The organism is Sphingobacterium sp. lm-10 (genome assembly GCF_023554555.1).
Lineage (GTDB): Bacteria > Bacteroidota > Bacteroidia > Sphingobacteriales > Sphingobacteriaceae > Sphingobacterium.
Genome location: NZ_JAMJWC010000002.1, coordinates 758,701 through 770,641, shown reverse-complemented (window position 1 = coordinate 770,641; position 11,941 = coordinate 758,701). Strand labels below are relative to the sequence as shown.

Annotated in this window: 8 protein-coding genes; 4 read left to right on the top strand and 4 right to left on the bottom strand. The window is 43.9% G+C overall.

Annotation, left to right across the window (positions count from 1 at the left end):
• The first annotated feature begins 32 nt into the window (after nt 1-32).
• Both M8998_RS13390 and M8998_RS13385 read left to right on the top strand, forming a co-directional pair.
• On the top strand, nt 33-365 hold the full coding sequence (locus tag M8998_RS13390; protein WP_249993686.1) for a HopJ type III effector protein: 333 nt from the start codon (nt 33-35) through the stop codon (nt 363-365).
• An 86-nt stretch (nt 366-451) separates the two neighbouring features.
• Nucleotides 452-1,507, top strand: coding sequence for an AI-2E family transporter (locus M8998_RS13385; protein ID WP_249993684.1), 1,056 nt, complete (start codon nt 452-454; stop codon nt 1,505-1,507).
• 15 nt (nt 1,508-1,522) lie between these two features.
• Here M8998_RS13385 and M8998_RS13380 read toward each other — a convergent pair whose 3' ends face one another.
• From M8998_RS13380 to M8998_RS13365, 4 genes are all read right to left on the bottom strand, one after another.
• The gene (locus tag M8998_RS13380; RefSeq protein ID WP_249993683.1) at nt 1,523-3,277 is read right to left on the bottom strand and encodes a M14 family metallopeptidase; all 1,755 of its coding nucleotides are present in this window, start codon (nt 3,275-3,277) and stop codon (nt 1,523-1,525) included.
• A 15-nt stretch (nt 3,278-3,292) separates the two neighbouring features.
• A complete protein-coding gene (locus M8998_RS13375) occupies nt 3,293-4,933 on the bottom strand; it encodes a M14 family metallopeptidase (protein WP_249993681.1) in 1,641 nt (546 codons plus the stop codon).
• A gap of 147 nt (nt 4,934-5,080) precedes the next feature.
• The gene (locus tag M8998_RS13370) at nt 5,081-6,604 is read right to left on the bottom strand and encodes a M14 family zinc carboxypeptidase (protein ID WP_249993680.1); all 1,524 of its coding nucleotides are present in this window, start codon (nt 6,602-6,604) and stop codon (nt 5,081-5,083) included.
• 82 nt (nt 6,605-6,686) lie between these two features.
• Nucleotides 6,687-8,021: a dihydroorotase gene (locus tag M8998_RS13365; RefSeq protein WP_249993679.1), complete on the bottom strand. Its 1,335-nt coding sequence runs from the start codon at nt 8,019-8,021 to the stop codon at nt 6,687-6,689.
• Between the two features lie 157 nt (nt 8,022-8,178).
• Between M8998_RS13365 and M8998_RS13360 the strand changes: the two genes are divergently transcribed.
• Entirely contained in the window at nt 8,179-9,423 is a 1,245-nt protein-coding gene (locus M8998_RS13360; protein ID WP_249993677.1) for a hypothetical protein, read from the top strand.
• A 469-nt stretch (nt 9,424-9,892) separates the two neighbouring features.
• On the top strand, nt 9,893-11,932 hold the full coding sequence (locus M8998_RS13355) for a TonB-dependent receptor plug domain-containing protein (protein WP_249993676.1): 2,040 nt from the start codon (nt 9,893-9,895) through the stop codon (nt 11,930-11,932).
• Nucleotides 11,933-11,941 lie beyond the last annotated feature (9 nt).

Here is an 11,941-nt window from a genome sequence, read left to right as displayed (position 1 = left end):
TATTTCTCCATTTTATCGTATAATATAATTCCATGCAACATACTTTTTTACAAGACCTGAAAGACGGGAAATTAATCTTTGCAGACGTCATTGCCTACATAGAATCGGCTTATATACATACGCCAACGGCATTTTGGAACGGCGAAATACACAATGAAGCTACGCAAAACCAAGGAAGTGCCAAGGTATTACAGTTTGCCTTATTACAATCACTAAGCGAGGAAGATACTTTACAATTATTTGCAGAGCATTACCGTGCTGTGTTAGAAGATCCTGATGGCAATGATCATCAAAATATCCGAGCATTTATGTTGCACGGTTGGGAAGGCGTACGCTTTGAGGGCACAGCTTTGACTGCCAAATAAGCCGAAACTAATTACCCTATTAGTTGTTCTCTTCTGTAACTGCTCCTGTGGAGCAATGCCTTCATGAAAAACATATTGGACAGCAGATGAAACAACAAACGAAGCTAGAGCGAGCGGTTCTGATCCTTGCCTTATTTGGACTGAGCATCGCGCTCTTATATTTCGGAAAACCCTTTTTAGTTCCATTTGCATTAGGCGGTCTATTAGCGATGTTACTGACCAAACTTTGTGAACATCTAGAACGCTTCAAGATGCCTCGCGGCGTGGCAGCACTGATCGCCTTATTAGGTTTTGTGCTGATTGTGGCAGGCGTATTAACGTTGCTGGGCTGGCAACTGGCAGGCTTTTCCGAAAATATGGATGAGCTACAGCATAGAGCTGCTGAGGTTGTCGCACAATTCCGAGCTTGGTTACAAGATAGTGTTGGGATAGATCAGCAGCAGCAACAAAAGATGGTAGAACAGCCTGCTAGCTCTGCCGGAGCTACCGGAAGCGTACTGATGGATTTTGCCTCCGGTACGATGAGCATAGCGGTAGATACTATTTTAGTATTAGTGTACACCTTTCTATTCATCACCTTCAGAAGACAACTCAAAAACTTTGTTTTATTATTGGTTCCGGTGGATAAGCGGAACGAAACAACAAAGGTATTACATGAATCGGCCAGTGTAGCGCAACACTACTTGGGTGGTTTATCCAAAATGATCGTAGCACTGTGGATTATGTATGGTTTGGGTTTCTCGGTATTGGGAGTTGAAAATGCCATTTTCTTTGCGGTTTTTTGTGGATTGATGGAAATCATCCCGTTTGTTGGCAATCTGATTGGCACATCGTTTACGGTACTCGCTGTCGCTGTACAGGGTGGAGATAGTCGAATGATTCTTGGGGTAATTGGGGTGTATTTATTTGTACAATTTATTCAGACCTATTTATTGGAACCCCTTGTCGTAGGCAATGAAGTACGCATTAATCCGCTATTTACGATCGTCGGCCTCGTGCTAGGTGAATTGATCTGGGGTGTGGGCGGCATGGTACTAGCTATCCCACTTTTAGGTATTTTGTTAATTGTATTCGATCACGTTCCTTCGCTAAAACCTTACGCTTACCTGATCGGGTCTTATAAGGAGAAGAAAAAGAAATAATAAATGGTAAAGCGGCTAAGTTGTCTTAGCTGCTTTACCACCTTTTTTACTGTTGACGGTCACGGTATATTTTCCATTACCTTTCACAATCCAGCGTACGGTCACGATGCCATTTCCCGGAATAGTGGAAATTTGAATATTCGCCGCATCTTGTTTTTGCTCCGTAGTAACTCCAAAATCCCGATCGTTTACAATCATGCCTGCGACAACGGTTCCTCCAGACAAAGTAGCCACATCTGGCACTTCAATTTTATTGGCTACATCCAATGCTGAATGCGTCGGAATGATGCGCTGATTTCTGATGACTGCCGTTACTTCGGATAAGCCAGACCCCAAATCTTTAATAGTAATCTCTGCCACTTCTAGCTTTGGCGTATGATACGCGTGATAGATTACAAAAGAAGCATTACGATGGGCATCACTTTCCATTAAGAATCCGGGATGCATACGGCCGTAGTTCTTTTTAAAACCACCAATCTCGATGGCGCCATATTGCGGATGTTCATAAGGAGTCCATTCTACAAAGCCATCGCCAAAGAGTAAGAATTGATCAAATACATATTGCTCATTTTGGGCATTGGTGTACTCATTGCCCGGCTGCTGTCCTGTTTTCTGAAAATAATAATTCGCCATCCAGAGCTCGTTGCTCATCGCAAAAATGCCTCGCGCACTGTGCATCCAGTCGAATTCCCCTCCATAGACAGAGTATAAATCTTTGTACGTAACGATGTAGCGATAGCCAGGTATCAATAGCTCGGCCTTCTTGCCCAACGCATCGTACACCGCAATATCTGCCGGTCTAAAATTTCCTTCATCATCTTGCGCACCGGGGCCGCGTAAAATCATCCCTCCGTAGTTATGAAAACTTTGTCCGGCTGCGATGTTGGGATGCGCCATCACGAAGTCGGCCACGGCCCGGTTTTCCGGCAGGGAAAACGGATATTTATAAGCGCCACTTTGCACATAGTTAGGCTGCCAGTTCCATCCCCAGTCGCGATTGGGATCATATCCACCGACACCATCTTCATTCACCAAGCCATCACCATCATTATCTAGACCTTCATAACCCAACAACTCATACACACCGCGCTGCCCTTCTGGTGCGGGGATCAGTCGACGAGGATCTGCTGGATCGATAATAAACCGGCCATAATCACTTTTTCTACGCATCTGTGTGATATGACCGTCACCGTTCAAATCATCAAAGTCATCTTCATCCACTAAGCCATCTCTATCATTGTCCAGAGGCTTGCGACCCGTACGGGACGAGTGCTGCGTATTGGGTCCGTGAATAAAGAAATCCCGGGAATCTGGATTGATGCTAGGCGCGATATAAAAGGTCTTATCGGCCAACAATTGTTGGAAAAATGGATTTCCAGCAGCATGCATCTCGGTGACGTACCACGCGATGTATAGGGCAAACTCTACCGTCTGCACTTCGTTGGCATGTATTCCGCCATCGATATAGGTTGCCGGTTTAGCCGACGGTTCGCCATTTTTCTTGTCAGAAATAGTCAATAACCACAAATCGCGTCCTTCAACGGATTTGCCAATGGATTCCAGATTCACTAGATCGGGATGTGCGGAGGCCATCTTCCGATAGATTTCCAACAACGCAGTGTTGTCGTGATACCTGTTCCAGCTAATAGACACCTTGGGATTAGCTGGCGAGCCAGCAGCTGCCAAAATATTTTCCGCTTTCTGTGCGAATGTCGGAGCGGCCAGAAGTACTGTCAGCCCTAAAGCGATGGTGTATTTATATAAATTCATGAATGCTAAGCCTGATTAAAGTGATACATTGACTGATTTCTTACCGCTGGAAGCATTTCCTGCTTCAATGGAGAGCTTCCCGCTTCCTTGGATCAACCAGTTCAGTTCGGTATATCCGTGTCCTTCCAATGCCCCGATTGTTTGCCGAGATTTTCCACTCAGCACCTTTTGTCCGTTCCCAGCTTTCAGCTCTACCACCACATGCTTCAGAAAATAACTCCGCTCCCCCACCTGGGTTAATGTTGGGAAAGCGCCTTTATTGATCACTTTTAGGGAAATTCGCGTGAGTCCGCCATCCAATTTTTCTGTATTCACGTCGACAATATCGATCATAGGCGCCATTCCTGTCAGCTTAATCACAAAGTCAGTATGCTTGGAAACCAGACTATCCACCATCTTGTACGGCGGGTTATGCAATACAAACGGATGAATACCGCCTACTTCTACATTTTTATTGGGGAAATCTGGATGAGAAATAGCCTTCCACGGTGTGTGGTTACCACTTATTCCCTGCGCGTCTGCCCAAGTAAAGTAAGATGCTACCGGATCTTTTTCCGTATCTGGCACCCACCATCCTGGTGTCGAAAAACTTAATCTCCCATAATGATAATAGGCCCAATCAGCGAAGTTTCCGTTACCAGCCTTTTGCTTTGGCGCTTCTCCCAGTTGGATAAGCTTATTATAAATAGACGATACCGAAGCATTTACGTTTGCGTCTGCCTCCGACCAGCTGTTGATCATACGGCCGCCTGGCCGGCGACTGCCAGAAGATGGAGCCGCTTCCACCCCACGTCCAGCCTGCTGCGGTGTAGACAGGTTGTTTTCTGGTCCGAAGGAAACAACTGCATATACATTAAATGCATCGTACAGAAAATCGTACAGCGCTCTGTTCTCCAGCTCAGATACCGCATGCTCGCCCGCTCCAGGTAAGAAGTTCTTATAGTTATAGGTATTATTTTTATTGAATGCGACTCCCTCATCACCATCCTCATTGAAGAGACCATCCTTGTCATTGTCCACCCCTTCGGATAGCAACCGGTACTGACCCCTTTGATTTTTTGCCGGATCGGCCAATACCATGGATCTTGGATCTTTTGGGTTGGGCAGGTAGGTACCCGTCGGATCTTCTACGCGTAACCAAGTGATCTTGCCATCACCATCCAGATCGTCGTATCCATCTTCTCCTTTACGACCATCGCGGTCGTAATCCAACGGCCGTGCATTGCCCGTACGCTCATATTGCAACTTGGCAAAGTACTGCTCCGTGGCATCCGGACTCATGTTTGGAAATACATAGAAGGTTTGTTGATTGAGCAATTGTCGGATACTATCTTGTGAAGCGTTCGCCAACAATTTTTCGGCGAAGCCGACAGCTAATTCTACGCCTAAAAGATGATCTCCAGCCACACCGCCTACGATGGCTACGGCGGGCTTTTGCTCCAGCGCTCCGCTACCGATGGAGAGCATCCAGATGTCGGATCCACTCAAGGTTTTGGTCAGGGATGTGGCTTTTACCAATTGGGGATAGCGCGCCGCTAATGCTTTAACGCGCTGCGCAAGCTGCTGCTTGTTGCTGTAATCTGTTTGCACCTGCGCTTGTGCAGTTATACTGCATACGGACAGGATGCCCAGATAAAGGAAGATAATACGATTCATTAATAATGGTTTTCTTGTGTTCAGCCAATGCTACGTTCACATCGAGCAATAACATGCTCTTACCCAGTCTAGAAGTAGTAAAAGTCCAAAGCTGGAGAATGTACGGATGACCACTCTAAGGTAAAAAATAAATTGCTTAACCCGGAATTAGAGCACCTTATTTTTAAATGTTTCTTTCAACGGCTGATTCAAATCGATCAAATAGCCATTTAATACCGCATAAAGTAAACGACCGGAATCGTCTGCCAGGTAAAAATTGGCTGTACCGCCCAAATCTATCCGCGAGGTGAGGTAGAAGGTCGGCTGTGTGAAAAGCTGTATCGGTAGGTTGTGAAATGACGCGGCATTGCCGGCTGTAGCGGGTTGTAAACGAATAGCCATATAGCCCTGCTTCAATAAATCGAAAGCTTCCGATTTCGAAAGGTTGTTTACCGAGGTAATGACCTTCGGAGAAATTCTGCCTTGTACAAAATGCAGCTGAGAAGCATCCACTTGGTCATATCCGAATGATTCTTGTAGATCGCCCAAATCTTCTACCCAGCCGCGGACAAAGAAATCACGATCGACCGTGTTCTCCGCGCGACGGATAGCAATATCGGTACGTAGCGGAACAGAGTCGGAGCCAATCTCCAAGTTACGGATAAACACATCATGCAATAAAGAAGAACCGTTAAAGGGAATGTCATCATATTGCGCAATTTCATACTGTTCGTAACTGCCTTGCGCGATCTCCATCAACGCATTGAGAATAATGATAAAATTAATTTTACGGATCTGTTGTTTTTCCACATCGCCTTTCAGACCACCCGATTCAATGAGCACCGTTGCAGCACCCCATTTCTGGAAGTTATCGCCAAATCCTCTTGGTGAATGCGTGTCATCATATTTAGCAACCGCTTCTGGCTGATATTGCTGTACCATCTTGTTGATTCCCGCAATCAACTTCATGGCATTACCCCGCGTTTCATTGATCTCACGTGCTTCATTATACGCGGGAGCTAGTAGGGATATAGTGACCGGATTTTGGGTTTCGGGCACGTGGTAATAAATAGATTGATCGTGCAGATTAAAGCCAAAAGAAGGTTTTACCGCATCTGCACGAGCTGTCAATAGCTTACCTTCCACCGTTTGCTTTGCACGTGCATCCCGATTGAGATCTATGCTCTGTACATTCCGGCGATTATAGATCTCCGCTCCATCGGGGTTCAACATCGGGATGAAATGAATCTGTAACTTGCTTTTCAACAGATCCCGCAGGGAATCTGCTCCGTCATCCTGTTGCCCTTCCAAAAAATTGAATATATCCAATAAAGCCATCGTGGCCGTAGGTTCATCACCGTGCATTTGCGACCACAGCATCACTTTTATACTGCCATCGCCATAGGTAAGCTCGGAAATAGATCGCCCTGCTGCCGATGTGCCAATCCTTTCTACTTGCAATATCCCGCGTTGGGCATGTAATTGTACTAGCGAGTCGATATCCTGGTGTTTGAATCGACGGTGGTAGATCGCAGATTCCTGATGGCTCGCAAAAAGCGAATCCCATTCGGAAGTGGTTAGCCTCATGGCAGAAGAAAAATCTTTTTTGGAGGAATTGATGGTTTTTTCCATGCGTTGGCAGCTTACCGTAAGTAGTCCGAGCATTGCTATGTACAAAATTATTTTACCCATGGTCATTGTATTAATTTTCGTGCTACACTACCCGCTTATTCTGCTATCAGATCCCTAAACTTTTGTATTTCCTTTTGCCCGATTAACGATCAAAAAGCATCCGATGCCCAGATCCAACTTCTTGTATCTGCCCATTAGCATACGCGATATTACCCGACACGATGCTGTATTCGATGCTTGCACTAAAAGTATGTCCTTCAAACGGAGACCACTTACATTTCGACAATATATTCTCTTTTGACACCGTGTAAGGCTTATTTAGGTTTACCAGCACCAAGTCTGCCCAATAGCCTTCGCGGATAAATCCGCGCTGTTCTATCTGAAAACAACGTGCCGTATTGTGTGCTGTTTTCTGCACTAGTTGTTCCAGCGTCAAGCGCCCTTGCTTTACCTGATCCAGCAATGCCTGCAAGGCGTGCTGCACTAAAGGGCCTCCAGATGGCGCTTGTAAGTAAGGCTGGGACTTCTCTTCAAAAGTGTGCGGCGCATGATCTGTGGCGATAACATCAATTCGTCCGTCTAACACCGCGCGCCAGATTTCTTCCCGGTCACCCGCCGTTTTTACCGCTGGATTCCACTTTATAAAGTTACCTTTAGAAGCATAATCTGCATCAGAAAACCACAAATGATGCACACAGGCTTCCGCTGTGATTCTCTTCTTTTCCAACGGAATGTCGTTGCTAAAAAGATGCGTTTCCTTACCGGTAGAGATGTGTAGTATATGTAATCGCGTACCATACTTTTTTGCTAGCTCTACGGCTTTGGAGGAAGATAAGTAACAGGCCTCTTCCGAACGAATCGCCGAGTGCATATCAATGGTGATTTCATCGCCATACTTTTCTTTGTAGAGGGCTAGATTATGCCGGATAGTAGCTTCATCTTCACAATGGGTTGCGACGAGTGTTGGCGCATTTTGAAAAATATTGGCTAAAGCCGTTTCATTATCCACCAGCATATTTCCTGTAGAGGAACCCATAAATACTTTAATTCCGCACACGTCCCGAGGATTGGTCTTCAATACTTCATCGATATTGTCATTGCCTGCTCCCATAAAAAAAGAGTAATTGGCTAGTGAACTATCCTGACCAATGTCATATTTATCTTGCAGCAATTTTTGCGTTAAGGTATTGGGTACCGTATTGGGCATTTCCATAAAAGAAGTGGTACCACCTGCCACAGCAGCACGACTTTCTGTCGCAATATCTGCTTTATAGGTAAGACCAGGTTCACGAAAATGAACTTGATCATCGATCAATCCCGGCAACAAGTGCATGCCATCTGCATTAATTTCCTGTGCGGCGGTTTTATCGATAGTCGGTGCGATCTGCTCAATGCGACCATCCTTTATAAATATATCTAGTGCTTTGATTTCGCCTTCGTTGACGACTTGTGCATTCTTTATTAATATAGTAGACATGACGTAAAAATAGCATTTAATCCCTAAACTTCTGATCATACGCATCACCAACGCGACAAAAGAAGCTCTTTTAAAACACCTTAGCTTCTAATTTGTTGTAAATGGCACAGAGATAGTACTATTCACCTTTTGCCACTATGGCCACAAATACATGAATATGGAAAAGAAGTTTTACCCTGCCTTAATCCTTAGTGTTTTTTTAAGCTTTTCGGGGCGTGCACAGGAAGCAGATACTACGAACCTACAAACTGCTACAATACAGAACACGGCAGCTGCGTCCAATCAAGATGCGGAAACTATCGCCCATCTCACTCGTCAAGTAGCAGCTTTATCCCGTGAACTAAAGAACAATACGGACAATATCAATGTGTTGATGGCTAGCAAAGATCTAGATGCGCAAAATAGATACATCATCATTCGCCAAAACCTGGAAAATGCCACTGGCGCCTACCGGTTGCTACACACAAAGGTACTGGGTATGAAGAATTATCAATCGAATCGCTTATTCGAACCGCTGGTTAAAGATCTAGCCAATCCAGAGAGTGACAGACTAGGTTTTCGTTTCGACCAAAAAGTCACCTCCCTCGTGGAGGAAAACGTGAAGCCCAAAAAACGTAACATTGCTTCCAGAATACATGAAGGTGTTAGCGCTATTGCGAACAACCAAGTGGTGAGCCTTATTCCGGTAGTATCTCCAGCCGCACAATTAACCAACAATGTCATGGGCTTTCTGCGTAGTACGAGTGTGATGACTGATGATGTTGATCAAGCTACTATTGCGAAGATGGAAAGTGAATTAAACAGCTACATTCATTTCTATAACTTGCTGGCAGAGGCAAATACCGAATTTGATTATAATCTCAATGCACAACGTCAGGAACTGTCCTTATTACAACGTCAATTCTATGACCAAGTGCGTTACTTTGCTGAGAAAGCGGGGCTGGAACCGGAAGCCAGAGGGAGTCAGGAAAATATCGAAGAGTATTTGAACCGATTGTTTTTAAGTCTCGATCAGAATTATATCGCTAACAGGCTTACGCAGTTTGAGCAGAAAAATCAATCTGGTAACCGGATAAACTATGATCAATTATTACTAAGCGATGGGGCGAATGATCTAAAAGATGCTAACAATCGTTTGGAAGAATTCGTCGGGTTAATTAATCAGTTAGAATTTCATTACAACAAGCATTACCGATACACGGAGCTCTATGCGGAAAAAATAAAATCGGCATTAGACGAGGCAGCAACATTAGGCGTAACCGAAGATAATATTCGTACGCAATTGAAGACCGAAATAGATCAGATTCGAGATCAGACAAATAGTGACTTCCGTGCAGCGATCAATATGGATGAACTGACTAAAGCCAAAAAATCTATTCGCTACACAGCGCGGATTATATAATACTCTTTTACTAGCGCTCAAAGGATTCTTCTAAAAAACAAGGCGTAAAATGTCATTGCTAGAAGATGAAATGATGACGGAGTAATCTGATTTTTTATAAAAAATCAGATTACTCCGTCATGCTTTTATAATTACATATTTTTTTAAATCTTCCTTTCCCTTTACAGACAAGCTCTTTTTATTTCATAACCATATTATCTAAAAAGAAATATATTTTCATATATATTTCACTAGCCTGGCGAACCCTATTTTGCCATCATTGGATTACTTTAAAATGAGCATATACAAGAATTTCAATAAAAATTTTACAAGCGCTTGAAATAACGCTTTAAATGCCCATAAGTGATATTTAAAATCTAAATCCATACGATTAGCATCACAATATGAGCTATAATAATAAATGAATTTCGTCATTTGTTTGTAATTAATCTAAATAAAAATTATGTTTGCAATATGATTAAAAATCATTATGCGTAACATATTTTACTTAATATCAATTCTTATAACTGGCACCTGCACGTGTTCTTTTGCACAAGACAGTACTCGGAATCAAATTGAGCAGGTAGTGGTCACCGCTCAATTGGAAGCCACCTCACTGAAAAATTCGGTTTATAAAATACGCACCATTACACAAGATCAAATCATGCGTAGAGGTACAACTGATATGTCGACCCTGTTAAACACCGAATTGGGCATACGCATCAATAACGATATGATGCTGGGTGAATCTGACATTGAACTCATGGGCATGAGTGGGCAAAACGTGAAGATCCTTATTGACGGTGTACCCCTTTTAGATCGCGGCGCCGAGCGACAAAGCCTAATGCAGATAGACGTAAACATGATCGAAAAAATAGAGATCATTGAGGGGCCAGTGTCGGTGACCTACGGTACCGATGCCTTAGCTGGCGTAATCAATATCATCACAAAAAACAATCTGGGCGGACATCGCTGGCGGATTAGTGCACGTGTATTGGAAGAAACTGTTGGTTCGGAATATGCCCCCCTTAGTGGCGAAGGCAGACATAATGCGCATCTAGGCATCTCCCACCATGTCAATAGGTGGGACTTTGATGTGAACGCTAGCCGCAATACTTTTGGCGGATGGCAGGGATCGGCCACTTTACCACAATTGCAGTGGCAGCCTAAAGATCAATGGCTGGCATCGGGCAAAATTGGATATCAGGGATCCAAACATCAAACCTGGTATCGTTTTGACTATGTTAATGAAGACATATTTACACCCGGTCGTTTCAATCCGAACAATACGCAGGTAAATCAGAATTTCATTTCCAATCGCTACAATAATATGCTACAAAGTAATTGGAAATTCTCGGAGAAGCTTACTGCCAATGGGTCTTTTTCCTTACAAAATTACGACCGACGCACGGTGACCCAACGCACCAATTTTCAAACAAGCGAGACGGAGACCTTAATAGATAATGGTCAGGCGGACATCGCCAGATTTAACACCTTATTTTTTAGAGGAACTACGCAATACCAGTTTTCCGAAAAAGTGCATGCGCAGTTTGGTTTGGAGTGGAACAGCCAGTCGGGCAGCGGAGATCGGCTTACCGAGAATGCTTCTGTGTCCGAATATGCGACCTTTCTAACCGCGGAGATTCGACCAATGGGTTGGCTAAATATACGACCAGGGGTAAGATTTATTGGCAACAATGTCTTTCAAGCTATACCGATTATTCCCTCGCTGAACGTCAAACTCAGTTTGGATCAGTATTTCGACATCCGCGCCGCCTATGCCAAAGGGTTTCGTTCTCCTGCCCTCAGAGAATTATATTTCAGTTTCTTTGACACCAACCATTCGATTATAGGCAGTCCAAACTTAAGACCGGAAAACTCCAACTCGTTCAACACCTATCTTTCCTATCACCGTGTTTTTGACGAAGTGACCAACATCAATACTTCTCTTGGAGGTTTTCACAATACCTTTAACGACATGATTGCCATTGGGTTTGAGGCTTCAAACCCTACGGTAAACACTTATGTAAATATCGAGCGTTTCAAAACAACTGGATTGATTTGGGAAGGAAGTGTGACCTATCGTTCGTTTCAGGCAGGGCTGGGCTTCTCCTACATCGGGCGATATAATATATCACGAGAAGTTGATCCATCTTTGCCGGAACTTTTATGGAGCCCGGAAATAAACAGCAACCTTTCCTATTATTATGCACCATGGGGTCTAAATGCTAGCCTATTCTTTAAATTTTATGGAAGACGACCTCGTTTTGAGTTTCGCTCAGATGACGGTGGTATAGATGAAGTGCATCAGGTTTTTGTAGACGGCTTCAACATGAGTGACCTTACGTTGAACAAAAAAATAAATCGCCTATTTAGCCTGAGTGGTGGCGTCCGAAATCTCTTTAATGTGAAAGATTTACGCAACACCGGTACTATGGGTGAGGGTCCACACGGTGGTGCCAGCCCAACAGTACCTATGGCCTATGGCCGATCCTATTTCTTAGGGCTACAATTTAATATGACACAATAAACTATATAA